This window comes from Pseudoalteromonas sp. Hal040, from assembly GCF_037162425.1.
In the GTDB taxonomy this organism is placed as follows: domain Bacteria; phylum Pseudomonadota; class Gammaproteobacteria; order Enterobacterales; family Alteromonadaceae; genus Pseudoalteromonas; species Pseudoalteromonas gelatinilytica.
This window is the reverse complement of record NZ_JARLUU010000002.1, coordinates 358384-377241: the sequence shown is the minus strand read 5'-3', so window position 1 is coordinate 377241 and position 18858 is coordinate 358384. Positions and strand designations below refer to the sequence as shown.

Annotated in this window: 12 protein-coding genes; 7 read left to right on the top strand and 5 right to left on the bottom strand. The window is 40.6% G+C overall.

Annotated elements, in window-relative coordinates; translation table 11 throughout:
- Positions 1 to 21 precede the first annotated feature (21 nt).
- From astD to P4S60_RS19355, 3 genes are read right to left on the bottom strand one after another with little or no spacing between them, the layout of a single operon-like run.
- Positions 22 to 1494 carry a succinylglutamate-semialdehyde dehydrogenase gene (astD, locus tag P4S60_RS19365; protein WP_337117152.1) on the bottom strand — a complete coding sequence of 491 codons (1473 nt, stop codon included), beginning with the start codon at positions 1492 to 1494 and terminating at the stop codon, positions 22 to 24.
- An 18-nt stretch (positions 1495 to 1512) separates the two neighbouring features.
- Entirely contained in the window at positions 1513 to 2547 is a 1035-nt protein-coding gene (astA, locus tag P4S60_RS19360; RefSeq protein WP_337117150.1) for an arginine N-succinyltransferase, read from the bottom strand.
- A 46-nt stretch (positions 2548 to 2593) separates the two neighbouring features.
- Positions 2594 to 3799: an aspartate aminotransferase family protein gene (locus P4S60_RS19355; protein WP_337117149.1), complete on the bottom strand. Its 1206-nt coding sequence runs from the start codon at positions 3797 to 3799 to the stop codon at positions 2594 to 2596.
- 204 nt (positions 3800 to 4003) lie between these two features.
- Here P4S60_RS19355 and P4S60_RS19350 point away from each other — a divergent pair, with 204 nt between their 5' ends.
- Positions 4004 to 4432, top strand: a complete 429-nt coding sequence (locus P4S60_RS19350; RefSeq protein ID WP_054554593.1) for an Lrp/AsnC family transcriptional regulator — start codon at positions 4004 to 4006, stop codon at positions 4430 to 4432.
- Positions 4433 to 4673: 241 nt separating this feature from the next.
- Positions 4674 to 5651, top strand: coding sequence for a PDC sensor domain-containing protein (locus tag P4S60_RS19345; protein ID WP_337117148.1), 978 nt, complete (start codon positions 4674 to 4676; stop codon positions 5649 to 5651).
- A gap of 9 nt (positions 5652 to 5660) precedes the next feature.
- Here the strand turns inward: P4S60_RS19345 and P4S60_RS19340 are convergent, their stop codons facing one another.
- Entirely contained in the window at positions 5661 to 6605 is a 945-nt protein-coding gene (locus P4S60_RS19340; protein WP_442961520.1) for a hypothetical protein, read from the bottom strand.
- Between the two features lie 20 nt (positions 6606 to 6625).
- Positions 6626 to 8548 (bottom strand): putative bifunctional diguanylate cyclase/phosphodiesterase, encoded by a 1923-nt coding sequence (locus P4S60_RS19335; RefSeq protein WP_337117146.1) that lies wholly within the window; start codon positions 8546 to 8548, stop codon positions 6626 to 6628.
- Between the two features lie 1208 nt (positions 8549 to 9756).
- Between P4S60_RS19335 and P4S60_RS19330 the strand changes: the two genes are divergently transcribed.
- From P4S60_RS19330 to P4S60_RS19310, 5 genes are read left to right on the top strand one after another with little or no spacing between them, the layout of a single operon-like run.
- On the top strand, positions 9757 to 10056 hold the full coding sequence (locus P4S60_RS19330; RefSeq protein ID WP_054562386.1) for an isoamylase early set domain-containing protein: 300 nt from the start codon (positions 9757 to 9759) through the stop codon (positions 10054 to 10056).
- An 8-nt stretch (positions 10057 to 10064) separates the two neighbouring features.
- On the top strand, positions 10065 to 12041 hold the full coding sequence (gene malQ, locus P4S60_RS19325; RefSeq protein WP_337117144.1) for a 4-alpha-glucanotransferase: 1977 nt from the start codon (positions 10065 to 10067) through the stop codon (positions 12039 to 12041).
- Positions 12041 to 14278, top strand: coding sequence for a 1,4-alpha-glucan branching protein GlgB (glgB, locus tag P4S60_RS19320; protein ID WP_337117143.1), 2238 nt, complete (start codon positions 12041 to 12043; stop codon positions 14276 to 14278). The genes malQ and glgB overlap by 1 nt, the downstream gene beginning before the upstream one ends.
- Positions 14268 to 16325 (top strand): glycogen debranching protein GlgX, encoded by a 2058-nt coding sequence (gene glgX / locus P4S60_RS19315; protein ID WP_337117142.1) that lies wholly within the window; start codon positions 14268 to 14270, stop codon positions 16323 to 16325. Before glgB ends, glgX begins: the two co-directional genes overlap by 11 nt.
- On the top strand, positions 16318 to 18840 hold the full coding sequence (locus P4S60_RS19310; RefSeq protein ID WP_337117141.1) for a glycogen/starch/alpha-glucan phosphorylase: 2523 nt from the start codon (positions 16318 to 16320) through the stop codon (positions 18838 to 18840). Before glgX ends, P4S60_RS19310 begins: the two co-directional genes overlap by 8 nt.
- Positions 18841 to 18858 lie beyond the last annotated feature (18 nt).

Sequence of the window (18858 nt, the reverse complement as noted above, 5' to 3'; positions counted from 1 at the left end):
GGCGGCGAGGCCGCCAAACAATTATTCAATAATTAAGCCCGGCGCAAGGGTCTGTGGTAAGTTAACTTTTTCGGCTTCAACAGAAGCAACAGGGTATGCACAGTAGTCAGCAGCATAATAAGCGCTTGCTCTGTGGTTACCACTGGCACCAATACCACCAAATGGTGCAGCGCTTGATGCGCCTGTAATTGGTCGGTTCCAGTTAACGATACCGGCACGAATACGCTTTAAGAAATGGTGGTAGTCATTGCTATCATCACTTAGTAAACCAGCAGATAATCCAAATGAGGTGTTATTTGCTTCATTAATCGCGCTATCGAAATCTGTGTAGCGGTAAACCTTGATAAGAGGACCAAAGTGCTCTTCATCAGGCATATCTTTAACAGCGGTTACATCAATAATACCTGGGCTTACAAAACCAGTACCCGGTTCAAGATGCTTAAGTTCAACAAGAGAGGTTGCTCCCATATCAAGTAACTGCTGCTGAGCTGCAACCATACCTAGCGCTGCTTTTTCGCTGATCATTGCCCCCATGAACGGTTGATCTTCGCTGAAGCTGTCGGCGACTTTAATTTGTTTTGTTGCAGCAATTAATTTTTCTAAAATTGCATCACCATTTGCCGAGTTCTCAATGAATAAACGACGAGAACACGTACAACGTTGGCCAGACGTAATGAAACCAGACTGGATAATGTCGTGAACAGCCGCACTTACATCAGCGACATCTTTTACGATCAGTGGGTTATTACCACCCATTTCCAGCGCTAAAATTTTACCTGGGTGACCTGCAAATTGCTTATGCAACAAGTGGCCTGTATTTGAGCTACCCGTAAAGAATAAGCCATCAATATCTTGATGAGAAGCAAGCGCAATACCTGTTTCTACTTCACCTTGAACAAGGTTGATGACACCAGCAGGTAAGCCTGCTTTTAGCCAAAGTTTTAAGGTAAACTCAGCAACATGAGGCGTTAGTTCTGATGGTTTAAATACAACTGTATTACCCGCTAAAATAGCTGGCACAATATGCCCATTTGGTAAGTGACCCGGGAAGTTATAAGGACCAAATACGGCTACAACGCCATGTGGCTTGTGACGAATAAACGCTTTTGCACCCGGCATTGGGTTTTCTGTGGTACCCGTACGTTCGTGATAAGCTCTGATTGAAATGGCGATTTTACCCGTCATTGCGCCTACTTCGGTACGTGTTTCCCAAAGTGGTTTACCTGTTTCACGGGCGATAATTGTTGCAAACTCTTCGCTGTGCTCTTTAAGCTCTGCTGCAAAGTTTTCAAGAATAACAATACGCTCTTCAAGGGCCATATCAGCCCAGCCAAGCTGAGCACTGCGAGCTGCTTTGATTGCATCAGCGACTTGTTCAGCAGTGGCTGTTTTACCTTGCCAAACAACCTCGCCATTACTTGGGTTGATAGAACTAAAATCATGACCAAGGCCTGCTTGCCATTGGTTAGCAATAAGTTGAGTTGTTACACTCATTTTAAACTCCTTAAGTGGTTACAAACGGAAGAACCGTGCTGCATCCCCTTGTTTTAATTTAAGTGCATCTGCCACTTCTTGGCTGACGATTAATGTGTGCTTAGCGTGGTTATAATGAGCATGTTTGGTGAATGTGGCTCTAAAGTCATTCACGCCTTGGTTGCAAATAGCTAATGTATCTGAGCTTTGCTCATTGATATGCGCAAGCTCACCAATGCTGATAGGGCACACTTGTGACTCACGAACACTGCGGATATTGCCAAGCTTTGCTTCCACAGTTGGCCCTGCATCGAATAGGTCGACATAACCACGGTGTTCAAACCCTTCTTTTTCAAGGAGTTTAAGCGCAGGCTTGGTTTTTTCATGAACCTTACCAATCACAGCTTGGGCTTTTTTGCTCAGTAAGTTGGCATAAATAGGATACTTAGGCATTAACTCGCTGATAAATACTTTATCGCCTAAACCCACTAAGTGATCAGCCTGAGGGAATTCAATGCTAAAAAAGTGTTCTTGTAACCATTGCCAAAAAGGTGAATGACCGCCTTCATCACTGACACCACGCATTTCTGCGATAATGGTGTCAGCAAAGCGTTCACTGTGTTGAGCCATAAATAAAAAGCGAGAACGTGATAAAAAGCGACCCGTTAAGCCTTTGCGGTTTTGTTCGCGCAAGAACAAGGTACAAATTTCAGAGCAACCCGTATAGTCATTACACATGCTGAGAATATCAACAGTGTTATATACGTTGAGAGTAGGTGAATGGTGAACAGTTTTACCAAGGTGGTAATGATACAAAGGAACCGACATTCCTACAGCAGCTTCGATAGCCGTTGTGCCGATAACGTCACCCGTTTTACTGTCTTCTAATACAAATAAATAGGTTTCGTCTTGTGGTTTATTAATATCTTTTGCAAAACTGCGTTCAGCGCGTTCAATTTTTTCTTGTAGTAAATTGTCGTCAACCGGTAAAGAGGTAAAGCCATGACCAGATTCAACAGCAATTTGTTTTAACGCAGCAAAATCATTTGCTGTTATAGGACGTAATACTTGCATTAAGTGCACTCCAATGGCGCATGCTTAAAGCATGCGCCAACTAGGATTAACCGTTTACAACGTCTGCAACCGCTTTTTCAAAGCGAGCTAAACCTTCTTTGATATCCTCTAATGGAATAACTAAAGATGGCGTAAAGCGAACAACGTTTGTACCAGCAACAAGGCTCATTAAACCGTGTTTAGTGCTTGCTACTAGGAAATCACGTGCACGGCCTTCGAATTTGCTGTTAAGAACCGCACCTAATAATAGACCTTTACCACGAACTTCACTAAATACGTCGTATTTTTCGTTAATTGCTGCAAAGCCATCGCGTAAAAGCTGTTCACGCTCTTTAACACCAGCGAGTACTTCTTCACTATTCACAGTATCAAATGCCGCTTCTGCTACAGCACATGCAAGTGGGTTACCGCCGTAAGTAGAACCATGTGTGCCTACTTTTAAATGCTCTGCAATGCTAGCTGTTGTGATCATCGCACCAATTGGGAAACCACCACCTAACGCTTTTGCTGTAGTAAGAATATCTGGTGTTACATCTAAACCTTGGTATGCGTATAAATCACCTGTACGGCCAACACCTGTTTGTACTTCATCAAAAATAAGTAAAGCATTGTGTTTGTCACATAACGCGCGTACACCTTTGATAAAATCGCTCGTTGGCGAAATGATACCGCCTTCACCTTGTAGTGGCTCCATCATTACTGCACATGTGTTGTCACTGATAAGCGCTTCAAAAGCAGCTAAATCGTTATAGTCACAGTGATCAACGGCGGCAGGCTTAGGACCGAAACCATTTGAGTAAGCAGCTTGACCACCTACAGTAACAGTGAAAAATGTACGGCCATGGAAACCTTTGTTGAACGCGATGATTTGGTTCTTTTGTTCACCGTGTACGTCTAATGCCCAACGACGCGCTAATTTTAATGCCGCTTCGTTAGCTTCTGCACCTGAGTTTGCAAAATATACTTTATCTGCAAATGTAGCGTCAGTTAACTTTTTAGCTAGGCGAAGTGCAGGCTCGTTTGTCATTACGTTTGATAAGTGCCAAATTTTTTCGCCTTGCTCTTTTAGTGCATTGACAAGCGCTGGGTGACAATGGCCTAGACAGTTAACGGCAATACCACCTGCAAAATCGATAAATTCTTTACCGTTTTGATCCCAAACACGTGAGCCTTCACCGCGAACAGGAATCACTTCTGATGGGTTGTAGTTTGGTACCATTACGTCGTTAAAAAGTTCTCTTGTTACTTGCATTTGTTGCACCTAAATCTGGCTTAGTATGAAAAAAGTTAAATTGCAAAAAATAGGTCAGTTAAGCCGTTTCTGCCTAATTAAGCACGATGAGATTATTTTTCTTATCTATTTTTCTTATTATCTGGGTTAGGAACTTAAATTTGCAGTGCTATTTTGTGAAAAATGACTAAAATAAAAAGCAAATTAACGAAAAGAGTAGTCAAAGTGATAACTTCACAAGATGAAAAACTATTAGCTATCTTAAGAACCAACGCGCGTGCAAGTATTTCTGACCTAGCGAGAGCGCTAAATTTATCGCGCTCAACTGTTCAAAGCCGAATGTTAAAATTAGAAGAAACAGGTGTGATCAAAGGCTACAGCGTAGACTATGGTGATGCCTATTTGAGCCAAATGGTATCGGCCCATGTTTCGATTAAAGTGAAGCAAAAACTGACCACCAAAACGAATCTTGAACTAAAGCAAATTGATGCTATTTCACAGCTATACGCAATTAGTGGTGAATTTGATTTGATTGCTGTTGTTCAAGCACAAAACCTTGAAAAGTTAAGTCACCTATTAGATGACATTGGTAACTTAGATGGTGTAGAGCGAACAACGTCGTCTGTGATTTTAGAGACGAAGTTTAAGCGTTAACCCTTAATCAGGTAAAACCGCTTCTTTTGTCTATAATAACTGTTACTCTTTAGTTATTTAGGCTTGTATTGATGCTTGCTTCATTATTGCTGTCACTCACTGTAGCTCAGCCTTTTCAGTTAGGTACTAACCTGCCAATTAACGCACCACATAATGCAATTACGCATGTTGAATGTATTTTTAAGCAAATTAATGTGCCATTTAAGTTACAGAAACTACCTTGGTTAAGGGCAAAAGAGAGGTGCAATTAAATCGGCTTGATGGTTACTTTACCGCAAATCTGTTATCGCAAATGCAAGAGTATGGTGAACTTTCTGCCCCTATGTTTTTAGAAAACTGGTACTGGTTTACCCATGCAGATTCAACTTCAATTGTTGAACATGATCTTCGTTATGGTGTCGTAAGAGGGAGCCATCAGGCTGATTGGTATCAATTAACAAATCGTAAAATTGAAGTCGAAGTTAACACCACGCAAGAGCTTATCAAAGTGTTCAAAAAACAGCGGGTAGATAGAATCTTGCTTGATTTAGAAGAGTTTGAGTTCAATGCTGTGCAGCTACAAATAAAACCTGATGAATATACACAAACATTCTACCGTTATGTGCCTTTGGGTTTATTTGCAGCAAATAAAACACTCAAGGAATTCCCTGACTTTTTAAATGCCTTTAACAGTTATATAAGTAGCTGTTCACAAAGTCCTTTTGTGTTGTCAAAAATTGAAAAACTAACTTTAGTACAAGAGCTTTTAGAAAAAATACAACAATTAGCTAATTCAGAACAGGTGCAACAAGCCGTTACTAAAAGTAATCGGCAACCGCTAGCACAGCAAGACCTTGAGCAGCTTGATAATCAGTGGGCGCAACAAGTTCGTGACAATGCACCTATATTGACAGAGCGCTACTTAAAACTTGAAGGTTCACAATTCTTACAAGTATGGCAACGGCAGATGCAAGGTGTTATTACAGAAATAATCGTCACTGATAAACAAGGTAAAAATGTCATTATCAGTGAAGTGACAACTGATTATTGGCAGGGTGATGAAGCTAAATTTTTAAATATGTATCAGCAAGATGATGACTATTACATTGATACAGTGGAATTTGATGAGTCGACCAAACACTTTCAGGTGCAGTTTAGCGTGCCTATCTTTGATCAGAAAAATCAGCACATGGGAGTGCTGATTTTAGGTGTAGATATCGAAAAAGCGCTCTCTAAATAACGCACTTAGTCATTGATTTGTTTTGGGCGCTTTGCGAATGACTTTCTTTTCTACTTCATCGAGCTTTATGACATAGGCGTTACCACCAATGCCTTTAAATTCTTCGTCTGTAAAGACAATCGTGTTGTCATCGTAAAAAGTGATGGCTTCTTTTTGCGTTACGATCCCAAGATCAATACGCGATACATCACCGGAAAAAAACTTATCACCCTGAAAGTTCTCAAATAACCAAATGCTGGTGGAATCAAGTAGAACTAACTTGGTTCTATCAGGGCTTAGAGCCGCAGAAGTGATCCAACAAAGTTTTTCCATTGTGGTGCAAGTTTGAAACGAATCTATTAATTGTGCATCAAAGTTCGCTGCATGATCGCCGACTTTATATACTTTTGTAATGCCATCAAATGGTTCAGTACGATTTTTGGTAAATAAATAGAGATGTCGGCCAAGCGCTACAAAGGCCTCCAAATCAAAGTTACGTTGTTCTGGTTGGATTGGGCTGCCGTCCATTTCAGGATAAGTAAACTTGATTATCTCTGCTTCTGTTGTGTCGCCCTTAATATCAATTGGGTTTTCGATTTTATAAATAGTTAACCATTTTCTGTCGTTTTTATTATTGCCAAAGTCGCCCAAGAAAAAGTGACCAAATTTGTTTTGTGTCATGTCTTCCCAGTCAATGTTTTTAGCATTGGTAACTAAAATTTCTTTCGCTATAGAGCCATCTTCATTAAGGTGATACAGTTTTGGCTCGTCACCACTGTCGTTAATAGCCCAAAGTCGATTAAATTTATCAAATTCAATCCCTGAGATTTCTCTAAGTTTTGGGTCTACCGTTAAGCGTTTTTTACTGTAAAGGGTATAAATAGAAGAGCCAACCAGTAATCCAATAATGGTGACTGACAAGATAAAAACCGTAAGTAAGCTTTTTTTAACATTAACAAGGGAATGGCTTTGAATAATTTGTTCAGTATAACTTACTAAAGCGGTTGCTGTATATTCCAAACCCCTGTTCCAGTGACAGACATAAAGTTAATGTTATCTTGCAACACTTTATGCCCAACATTAACAGACGATTCAGGGTGGCTGACTAGGTAGCCTTGAACACTGTTAATGCCCATCGATTTTACAAGCTCGAATTGGGCGAGTTCTTCTACTCCTTCAGCCACCACTTTTAATCCGAGTTTACGTCCAAGTTCACTGACGGAGTGCATGATTTCATTATATTTAAGATTATCGTTAGCCTGTGCCACAAACAACTTATCAAGTTTGATCACATCGATAGGTAAGTCGGCAAGGGTGCTTAGCGAGCTAAAACCTGTGCCAAAATCATCGATTGCTATAGTGATCCCTTCACCTCGAAGCTTTTCTAATGATTGAATGATTTTATTACTTGCTTTGATTAACGTTGATTCGGTAATTTCAAGCATTAGAGCTTTTGCAGGCAGCCCCGTTTTAGCAAGCTTTTCCATGACCCACTCATAAATATCGTAATGCTTTAACTGCACGCCAGATATATTCACAGAAATAGACACTTTTTTCATCCCTGCATTGTACCAAGCTGACATTTGCCGGCATGATTCCAACATTATCCAATCACCAAGTTCTAATATCAGGTTAGACTCTTCAGCAATGGGGATAAACTCGTCAGGCGTAATAGAGCCTTCAACAGGGTGATCCCAACGTACCAATGCTTCAAAATAGTCAATGGCGCAGTCATCTACATGTACAATAGGTTGAAAAGACAAATGAAAACTGCTGCTAGCAATAGCAAGACGCATTTCTTCTAGCAAGTAATGGTAGCGGCGAATTTTTTTGCCCATTTCGGGTGAATACACTTTAAAAATTCCACGTCCATCTGTTTTTGCTCGATACATTGCTACATCAGCCATTTGCAGTAATGCTTGTGGAGTGGATGCGCTATCAGGGTAAACAGCAATACCTATGCTGGCGCTAATTTTTATTAACTTATTCCCTAATACAAAGTCTCGTTCAATTTCGTGTAATACATTTTGTGCGACTTCTAATGCTGTCTCTTTATCGTCTTTTAAGTTAATGAAAATAGAAAACTCATCTCCACCAAGACGTGCTAGATTTTGCTCTAATTGGCTAATGGGGGAAATGTTACTGATCTTATGGTGTCGTAAAACACTGCTTAAGCGTGTTGCTACTTGAATTAACACATCGTCACCAAAACTGTGACCAAAAGAGTCATTCACCTGTTTGAACCCATCTAAATCTATAAATAGTAAAGCACAGCTGAATTTATCCATCTCAGCAAGTCTCAATTGTTTGGCTAGATGTTCTATATAGGCATGTCGGTCAATTAAGTGAGTTAATTTATCTTGATAAATACTGACTTCAGATTCACGTGTGTAATTAGTTATATGAGTTGTAAGTGATTGAAAGTTTGTCTGTAATTGTTCGAGTTGCGTATGCTTATTTAGACCTGACTCACTGGCTAAGTTTAGGCTATTGAGTAATTCAATTGCCTTAGTATTAAGCATTTTGATTGCGTATTTCTCATGGTTGTTTTGGAATCTTAAGTTAACTAACCAACTAACTGCTAATGCTAACAAGATTAAAATGATAATGTTGACTGGTGAGAATAATGTAGTGAGTATAAGTTCTGAAGTCATCGCGGTGACGACTGACTCAGTTGTTGTGTTTATAACAATATAAGAAATGTTATTGTCGTAGATTAAATGCTGGCCACTTAATACAAGGTTATACCAAGGTGCCGCTACCACAGTAACATCAGTACCTGAGAAAGTATGAAGTTCTAAGCCTTTTGGCGCGTACATCAGATCATTGACTTGTTTAGTCAAGAAGATATTTAAGCCATATATAAAAGCTATTAAAGTTATAATACTTATTGATAAAGTTCGAAGAGCATTGGCCATACATTACTACCATTGTGGTGTTTTTGTTTTACAATAAAACCTCACCAGTTAATACAACGAGTATATTGTGTGCATCTAGATTAGACAAAACCTTTCTCATACTTTGGGCATGGATGAGTACAGAATGTGAAAATTCATAGTCATTAGTGTTAATGCTCTAAAATGTTTTTCTTATATAATTTTTATAATACCTTACTTTTATACTGCATTGTTGCCATTCATTAAGTAATCTTTTTCTCCAGTATTGACAAAAACGCTTATAAATTTTCATACTGATAATATCTATGGTTAGTGTTCTGCTAAATAAAAATTAATTACATTGTCTACGTTTTATTCTTTCTAATTCTTACGTGTTGAATTAATTATTTCTTCACCCATCTGTAAATTTTTAAATGTTATATGCCACTTTTCAAAAAGGCTTGCGAGTTTTATTCGAATCAGATTTCTGAATAGCAAGTTACAATGTCAGAAAAAGTGGCGATAGAACAGCTGGAAAGCTGCACTGTCAATGCTTTTGTGGATGGCTAACCTGTTTAAATTTACGCTTTTCTACTTATTGTGTTTGCATATGCGCTGGGATAGTTTTTAAAAACGTTAATTGGGTAGTGCTGAATTAACGATTAGTTTATAGAACTAAATATGCGTTGTGTTTTATAATTTAATGTGTGATAAAAAATTAATAAATAGTCAGAACAATAAATATTTTATTTTCATAGGGTTCGTTAATCTATTTGGCAAGGCTATGTGATGTAAATGTCTTTAGTTTGTTTTTGTAAATTATCGATAATGTGTTTTTGACGAACGAAGTCGTGTTTCTTTTAGTATGATTGCTCTAATTCTCCACTTCAATTTTATTCACTTTACCCAACCTAAATTGTTATCTATTTTTTTATAAGTTGCGATGTGAGTTGATAAAAAAGGTACTGAAAATAAAGTATATTTTATTATCAACTTGGTTCAGTTATTGCTCGTAATAATATAGCAATATGATTATTGTAGTTTTTGTATGTTTTGTGCACTATGGTGGTGCGAAAAACAAACAGTTGCACTGTCATAATGCGTAAATATAGGTTTGATTTACTAACAGTGAACTTGATGTTTTAGTAAGCAAGTTTAGAGACCTGGAACGCACAGCTTCCGCTGAATGAGTCGTCAATGCGGTACTGTGGCAAGGATTAATTTACCAATTGGTTGAATTGGAGCCCACTATGCTAAGTAAACGTTTTTTTAAAACTAAAGACGAAACAGAAGTTACCTTTGAATTCCAACACCCTGACGCTGATGACGTACAATTAGTTGCAGAGTTCACAGATTGGCAACCCGTGCCAATGAAGTTCAATAAAAAAGAACAAGTATTCAAATGCAAACAGCGCTTACCGCTTGATCAAGAATTTCACTTCCGCTACTTAATCAATGGCGAAACATGGGACAACGATCACCAAGCTGATGGTTATATTCCAAACGGTTTTGGTACTGATAACAGCATTGTTAATACCCAACGCGCTTAGGTGTTTTAATGCAGTCACTTTCGCAGTTATATTACCTGCATGGCATAGGCTATGAATATACTAAGTACACTGGCGAACATGTCATTTTCGATGAAAGTACACGTAGGCAGGCACTTAGTTGTTGTGGTATCGATACCCAAGATGCAGATGCAATTAAACAACTTAATTTTGCATTAGATGCAGGTACTTGGCTGAACTTGTTGCCTCATACAAGTATTATTGAGGCACACCACCCAATTCTGAAAGTACGCGTTGATGAGCGTTTATTATCACGTTCATGTACATTAAGCGTGCCTTCGCTTGATATTCACTTTACGCGTGAAAACTTACAGGGCTTAGCTGTCCTTGGTGATTATGGTCTAAACGGCATTCGTTATCTTGAGCTTGCTTTGCCAGTTCCTGACATGCCAATTGGTTATCATGATGCCCTCATTACTGTGGCAGATCAGCAATCCCACAGTCAGTTATGGATTACCCCAAAAGAGTGCTTTTCTATTGATGATAAAAAGCGTTTGGGTTTATCGATTCAGCTTTATAGCTTATGCAATGAAGAGGGGCTCGGAATTGGTGACTTTGCTGATTTAGCAAAACTAATTACAGAAGCTGCAACACATAACATGGATTATGTGTTACTTAACCCGCTGCATTTACTCTTTGAGCACAGCCCTGAGCGAGCAAGTCCTTACAGTCCAAATAGCCGAGCCTTATTGAACCCGCTGTATATTGCTGTGTCATTATGTGAAGACGCCAAAAATAACAGTTCACTTGATAAACTATTGGCTGCTAAGCCCCACAATAGTGCGCCTTATATTGATTACACTTCGGTTAGTGATTTCAAATATCAAGTGTTTAGTCTTTTGTATCAGCATTTTTGTGAGTTTGCTTCAGCACAGCGAAAACAGCAGTTCGCTCGTTTTTGTGAATCCCATATACACAGCTTGTCGACCATGTTGGTTGGGGACCGTGATTATGCTAGTTATTTACAATGGCAAGCTCACCTTCAATTAAATATCTGCCAGCAAGCTGCCCGTGACAGTGGTATGGCAATTGGCCTTATTAATGACTTAGCCGTTGGTTGTGCAGGTGATGGCAGTGAGTTCAAGAGCCAAAATGAGCTATTTGCCGAAAATGCACATGTTGGAGCTCCGCCAGATCCTTGGGCTGAACATGGTCAGAATTGGGGCTTGCCGGCACTCAATCCACAAAAGCTAAGTAAAGACAACTTTGCTTTTTATCGCTCACTTATCCGCGCCAATATGGAAGATGTGGGTGGTCTTAGGATTGACCATGTAATGGCAATTCGTCGTCTTTGGTGGTGTTTTGAAAATAACACCCAGCAAGATGGCTGTTATGTCTATTACCCATTTGAGCAATTATTAGCAGTTCTTAAGATTGAATCTCACCTCAATCAATGTGTGGTGATTGGCGAAGATTTAGGTGTTGTACCTAATGAAGTACGTGAAGCACTAAAAGCAAGTGCAATCTATTCAAATGGGTTGTTTTACTTTGAAAAAGATCACCAAGGCGAGTTTTTAGCGGCTGAGCATTTTGCTCCTCATAGTCTTTTAATGATAGCCAACCATGACGTACCACCATTCAAAGGCTGGTGGATTGGTCATGATATTACGATTAAACAACAATATGGTTTGCTTGATGATGAGCAAACTCGGGCTCAATTCGATGCGAGAAACATTGAAAAGCATCGTATGCTTAATTTTATCGCACGAGAGTCAAACCAGCACTTATCGTTAGAAACAGATGCCTTTACAGTTTATGGAGCGTTGGCATCTTCATTAGCGGCAGCACCAGCAAAGCTATTTACTATTCAGATAGATGACTTAGATCAGCAAATACTGCCTGTAAATATCCCAGGCACTGATAAAGAGTACCCAAATTGGCGGCGTTTATTGTCGCGTCCTGCGGCGCAGATTATCGAAGCGCAACAGTCATTCTTAGCCAATTTAATTTCGATAAGGAATCAATAATGCGAAGTCGTGTTCGTCAAGAGCAAAGTGCACAAACTGTTATTTATCAAAAACAAATCGATGCATTAGCCAGTGGTTGTTTTAGAGATCCTTTCAGCTTTCTTGGAGCGCATAAAAGTGGCCCTACAAGCTATGAAATTCGTTGCTTTTTGCCTGGCGCAAGCAGTGTTTCGATTCTGCTTGGCACAGAAAAAATCGTTGCGCAGCAACAAGGTGATAGTCATTTATTTATCGCAAATATCAAATCAAAAGCTAAGCCGAACTACCAGTTAGATGTTAGCTATAGCAATGAATTTACTCATCAACAATATGATGAGTACAGCTTTGAAAGCAGCTTAGATGAACAGGCAATGTATCTGTTTAATGAAGGCAGTTTAGAGCATGCCTATCAGCATTTTGGTGCGCATTTTGTCACTCAACAAGGCGTTGATGGTGTTCGTTTTACTGTGTGGGCGCCGAATGCCAGTAGTGTATCTGTTATTGGTGAATTTAACTATTGGCAGCGTAACCGTCATTTTATGCGTTTTCATCCTGCCAGTGGGGTATGGGAGTTATTTATCCCAGGGCTTAAAGAGCATCAATGCTATAAATTTGCTATCACCACTGTGAGCGGAGAAGTGCTTGATAAAGCCGACCCATTTGCGTTTAAGATGCAGCAAGCACCGGGTACGGCATCAGTACTGCAAAAGCTAAAAACGGGAATTCAACTTTCTGAAAAAGCGTTAGCAAATCGTGCGAAACGAAACAGTGTTGATGCGCCTGTTAGTATTTATGAAGTGCACGCGGGTTCTTGGCAAAGACGAGATGACGGTGAGCGCTATCTAACATGGCGTGAACTTGCTGATAATCTTATTCCTTACACTAAAGAGCTCGGCTTTACGCATCTGCAATTAATGCCAATTAGTGAATACCCTTTTGATGGTTCTTGGGGATATCAACCCGTTGGATTATTTGCCCCGACCAGTCGCTATGGCAGCTTTGAAGATTTTGTTTACTTCGTTGAGCAATGTCACGAAGCCGATATTGGCCTTATTCTTGACTGGGTACCTGGTCATTTCCCAAGTGATCCACATGGTTTACATCGTTTTGATGGTACCCACTTATACGAACATGCCGATGTAAGACAAGGCTTTCACCCTGATTGGAATACCTATATCTACAATTATGACCGTGCAGAGGTTCGTAGCTTTTTAATTGCGAATGCAATGTACTGGCTGCATGAATTTGGTATTGATGGTTTACGCGTGGATGCGGTTGCTTCAATGCTTTATTTAGATTACAGCCGTGAAGAAGGGCAATGGGTTGCAAATCAGTACGGTGGCCGAGAAAACTTAGGTGCCATTGAGTGTTTAAAACAAGTCAATATGCGCTGCTATGCGAAAAATCCAGGCATTATGATGGTGGCTGAAGAGTCCACAGCATGGCCGGGTGTTACGCGCCAAGTTGACCATGATGGTTTAGGTTTTGGTTATAAGTGGAACATGGGTTGGATGAATGACAGTTTGCATTATATGCAGCGCGATTCCCTTTACCGTTCGCATCACCACCATGAAATGACGTTTTCAATGGTTTACGCCTACAGTGAGAACTACATTTTACCGCTTAGCCACGATGAAGTGGTGCATGGTAAAGGCTCATTAATTGAAAAAATGCCAGGGGACGACTGGCAAAAGTTTGCAAACTTACGTGCATACTATGCCTTTATGTGGGCGCATCCAGGTAAAAAGTTATTGTTTATGGGTGCAGAAATCGCCCAGCGCAAAGAGTGGAACCACGATCAATCACTTGATTGGCATCTACTTGAACATATTAGCCACAGTGGCATGCAGCAAACGATTAAAGATTTAAATGCTGTTTACACCAGTACGCCAGCTTTATACGAGCAAGATACCAGCCCTGCGGGTTTTGCGTGGCTCGATAGCAATAATGCTGAACAAAGTATGTTTAGCTTTATTCGCTATGCAAAAAAAGCTGAAGACTTTGTGGTGGTGATCTGTAACTTAACGCCGCAGGTGTATCACGACTACGTGATTGGTGTGCCAAAAGCAGGTGCTTATCAAGTTATTTTGAATACAGATATGGCGGACTATTTTGGTTCTGGCGTTGCAGCAACTAATCATGCAGAGCAAATCATTGTAAGCGAAGCGAAAGAAAGCCATGGCTTTAATCAAAGCATTAGCGTGTCTTTGCCTGGTCTTGCGACAATTTACCTTAAGAAGGTGAAGGATGAGTCATAGTGTCGAACTCGAAGTCGGTGTGAGCTCGCCGTTGGGTGCGTCTGTTATCGGTAATGGCGTGAACTTTGCTGTGTACGCGCCACAAGCACAACATATGTCATTGTGCTTATTTGATAGCAGTGGTCATTCAGAAATTCTCACCTTAGCGATGCATATGAATGAAGGTGGTATCTGGACACTAAAAGTGAGCCCTCTGAAAAGTGGCGCCTTGTATGGTTTTCGCGCTGATGGTGAGTACGCACCCGAAAAAGGACTCTTTTTTAATAATCACAAACTGCTGTTAGACCCGTATGCCCGAGACTTGTATGGTGAGTTTACTTGGAGTGAACGTCACTATGGGCAAATGCCTGTAGGGAAGTTAAGTCAGGTTAACAATGCCATTGATATGCCAAAATCACGAGTCCGTGAGTTAGCACCTTACAGCGGTAAAAAACCGAATCACTGCTGGGGAAAAACGGTTATTTATGAATGTCATGTGGTTGGTGCAACTTGCCGTCACCCTGAAATTCCAAAATCGTTACAAGGTAAGTTCTTAGGTTTAAGCCACCCTAGCTTTATTGAACACCTACGAACTATTGGCGTGACTTGCTTAGAGTTATTACCAGTTCATGCTTTTATCAGCGAGCAGTTTTTAACAGCCAAAGGCTTACAAAATTACTGGGGCTACAACACGCTTAACTTCTTTACGCCGCATAAAGAGTATCTCGTTAATGATGATATTAGTGAGTTTCAAGAAATGGTCGCGGCGCTTCACAAAGCAGATATCGAAGTGATACTCGATGTGGTTTATAACCACACAGCAGAGGCGGGCACGGATGGACCGATCTTATCGCTACGTGGCTTAGACAACTTAGGATACTACCGCACCGTTGCTGATAAGCCACAGCATTATATTAATGATACCGGCTGTGGTAACACGGTAAATATTGATTCGCCACGCTCTTTACAGCTGGTACTTGATAGCTTGCGTTATTGGGTTGAAGTGATGGGTGTCGATGGCTTTCGTTTTGACTTAGCAACCATTTTAGCGCGTAACCCAAATGGCTTTAATCAGGCACATGCGTTTTTCCAAGCGATTAATCAAGACCCCGTACTTAGCCAAGTTAAACTCATTGCAGAGCCTTGGGATATTGGCCCAGGTGGTTACCAATTAGGGGCTTTTCCTGCGCCTTGGCGTGAATGGAATGATAAATATCGCGATACGATTAGACGCTTTTGGAAACAAGAGCAGGGCGTAATTGGCGAACTTGCAAAACGCTTACATGGTTCGTTCGACTTGTTTGAGCATAACCTACGTGGGCCACTTAATAGTATTAATTTCATCACCAGTCATGATGGCTTCACGCTTGCTGACTTAGTCAGCTACGAGCATAAACATAACGAAGCCAATGGTGAGCAAAATCGTGATGGCCACAGTGGTAATCATTCATTCAATTGTGGTGTCGAAGGCTTTACCAATGACCCACAAGTGAGCAAATTACGCTTACAACAACAAAAAAATATGCTGCTAACTTTGTTACTTTCTAAAGGCGTGCCTATGCTTTCATTAGGAAGCGAAATGGCACACTCACAAGGCGGTAACAACAACGCCTATTGTCAAAACAATCGCACAAGCTGGTTAGCATGGAAAGACTCACAATTCAGTCATCCTCTAACTCGATTCATTGACGACGTACTGCGAATTCGTAAGCAGTTCAGTATTTTTAAACATCGCTTTTTTGTGCACGATAATGACCCGCGTTATGACGTGGCGTGGTTCACCGAATCAGGCAGCAATATGCAACAAGACGATTGGCATCAAGGTGATCGCCAAGTGTTGATATACAGTCTGACTGACAAGCATACAAATCAAGCTTTATTGATCATATTAAATGCAGGAGCAGAGCCGGTAACTTGCCAACTTCCCAGTTTAGAAAAAGGAAAGTGGCAGTTAGCACTGACCAGCATTCATCCAATGTCAACACAATTTGTTGATAAGGAACACCAGATTGCTGCAATGAGCAGCTGGGTTTTTACCGCCAATTCAGAGGATCTAAATCATGGCTAAAAATGCCGATCAAGTATGTATTGTAAAGGGCTGGCAGGATGCGCCTACAGTTGATGAAAGTACCTTAGACGATGATTTATCACGCCATTTTTATTACACCCTTGGGCGTGACAAAGTGGGTAAATCACAACTGTATTTATACCATGCATTAGCATTAACTATTCGTGACCGATTAGTTGCTCGTTGCCGTGTGACAAAACAACAAATCCATGAACAAAAACGCCGTAAAACAGCTTACTTATCACTTGAGTTTTTAATGGGCCGTGCCCTTGGTAATGCGATTTTAAACTTAGACTTAGATGAGCAAGTCGCTAAAGCGTTACAAGAATACTGCACAGAACTTGAGCAAGTTGCTGAGGCTGAGCATGATGCAGGCCTTGGTAATGGTGGCTTAGGACGCTTAGCTGCATGTTTTTTAGATAGCTGTGCAAGCCTTGCATTACCTGTGGTTGGTTATGGTATTCGTTATGAATACGGCATGTTTAATCAAGCTATTGAAAATGGTCATCAGATTGAACAACCAGATAACTGGTTACGTGAAGGACACCCGTGGGAGTTGAGTGCACCTGAGCAATCAAAGCGCGTAAAATTCTTTGGTCATGTTGAAAGTTATACTGATAAATATGGCCGTGAGCACCGTCAATGGTTAGATTCTCACGATGTCTTAGCTGTGCCTTATGATGTGCCAATTCCGGGTTACAAGAACGATATTGTCAATACCCTACGTTTATGGAAGTCAGAAGCCACAGACGAATTTGATTTGAGCGAATTCAACGCAGGTAGTTACTCAGAAGCCGTTGCGCGTAAAAACTTAGCTGAACAAATCACCATGGTACTTTACCCAAATGATAGCAGCGAGAACGGTAAAGAACTGCGTTTACGTCAGCAATACTTCTTATCATCAGCGAGCTTACAAGACATCATTGATACGTGGGTTAGCAAACATGGTGAAGACTTCTCTGACTTTGCCGATTACCATGTTTTTCAATTAAACGATACACACCCAAGTATCGCAGTAGCAGAGCTAATGCGAATTTTGGTAGATGAGTATGAGCTTGATTGGCAAGAAGCCTGGTCTATCACGACTAAAACTATGGCGTATACAAACCACACTTTGCTTCCTGAAGCGTTAGAGAAGTGGTCAGTATCATTATTTGCCCGATTATTACCGCGTATCTTAGAGATTATCTACGAAATCAATGCGCGTTTCTTAGCTGAAGTGGCGTTAGCTTGGCCTGGTGATGTTGAAAAGCAACGTGCGTTGTCACTTATCGAAGAAGGCCCTGAGCCACAAATCCGCATGGCGTATTTAGCGATTGTGGGTAGTTATTCGGTGAATGGTGTGGCTGCACTTCACACTGAGCTTCTTAAAGCGGGCTTATTCAATGAGTTTTATCAGCTTTGGCCTGAAAAATTCAACAACAAAACCAATGGTGTAACACCACGTCGCTGGTTAGCACACTGTAACCCTGAGTTGGCTAAACTGCTTAATCAACATATTGGCGATGAATGGGTTGCTGACTTTAGTAAAGTTAGCCAGTTACGCCGTTTATATGACGACCCTAAATTCCATAAGCAATGGCAAGCTGTAAAACACAGCAATAAGCAACGCCTTGTTGAATTAGTGAAAAACCGTTGTGGTGTAGAGTTTGATGCCGAAATGATGTTTGACGTGCAAGTTAAACGTATTCATGAATATAAGCGTCAGCTATTAAACGTACTGCACGTTATTCACCTTTACGACCGTATTCGCCAAGGCGATACAGCAAACATTGTTCCTCGTTGTGTGCTATTGGGCGGTAAAGCCGCACCAGGTTACTACATGGCGAAGAAAATTATTAAATTAATTAATAACGTAGCAGAAGTGATCAACAAAGATCCGCTAGCTAAACCGTATTTAAGAGTTGCTTTTTTACCTAATTACAACGTGACAGCAATGGAGACTATTTGCCCAGCGACGGACTTATCTGAGCAAATTTCTACAGCAGGTAAAGAGGCATCTGGCACAGGTAACATGAAGTTCATGATGAACGGCGCATTGACGATAGGTACGTTAGATGGCGCTAACATCGAAATTCGTGATGCTGTGGGTGCTGACAACTTCTTCTTATTTGGTGCTCGCGCAGAGCAAATTGATGATATCAAAGCGCACTATAATCCTGAGCAGATTATTCACCAAACTGACAGCCTCTATAAAGTAATGCAATTACTTGAGAGCGGTCATTTTAACTTGTTTGAGCCTAATTTATTTGACGACATTATCGCGGCGATTAAGAGCCCGCACGATCCATGGTTAGTCGCTCATGATTTTGCCAGCTTTGTAGAAGCGCAAGAGCAAGTTGAACAAGCCTACTTAGACACTGCTCACTGGACCAAAATGAGTATTTTAAATACTGCTGCCAGTGGCATGTTTTCGAGCGATAGAACCATTAGTCAATACAGTGACGACATCTGGCATTTGGAGCCATTACTGGATTCTAGTGCACAGCAAAACACACAGAAGAAAAGCAGCTAACTTAAGACGGAGAGAGTT

What these genes read in the sequence shown, in the direction of transcription:
- P4S60_RS19355 (WP_337117149.1), bottom strand. Translation starts at nt 3,799, where the DNA reads ATGCAAGTAACAAGAGAACTTTTTAACGACGTAATGGTACCAAACTAC.
- P4S60_RS19335 (WP_337117146.1), bottom strand. Translation starts at nt 8,548, where the DNA reads ATGGCCAATGCTCTTCGAACTTTATCAATAAGTATTATAACTTTAATA.
- astD (WP_337117152.1), bottom strand. Translation starts at nt 1,494, where the DNA reads ATGAGTGTAACAACTCAACTTATTGCTAACCAATGGCAAGCAGGCCTT.
- glgX (WP_337117142.1), top strand. Translation starts at nt 14,268, where the DNA reads ATGAGTCATAGTGTCGAACTCGAAGTCGGTGTGAGCTCGCCGTTGGGT.
- P4S60_RS19310 (WP_337117141.1), top strand. Translation starts at nt 16,318, where the DNA reads ATGGCTAAAAATGCCGATCAAGTATGTATTGTAAAGGGCTGGCAGGAT.
- P4S60_RS19330 (WP_054562386.1), top strand. Translation starts at nt 9,757, where the DNA reads ATGCTAAGTAAACGTTTTTTTAAAACTAAAGACGAAACAGAAGTTACC.
- astA (WP_337117150.1), bottom strand. Translation starts at nt 2,547, where the DNA reads ATGCAAGTATTACGTCCTATAACAGCAAATGATTTTGCTGCGTTAAAA.
- glgB (WP_337117143.1), top strand. Translation starts at nt 12,041, where the DNA reads ATGCGAAGTCGTGTTCGTCAAGAGCAAAGTGCACAAACTGTTATTTAT.
- malQ (WP_337117144.1), top strand. Translation starts at nt 10,065, where the DNA reads ATGCAGTCACTTTCGCAGTTATATTACCTGCATGGCATAGGCTATGAA.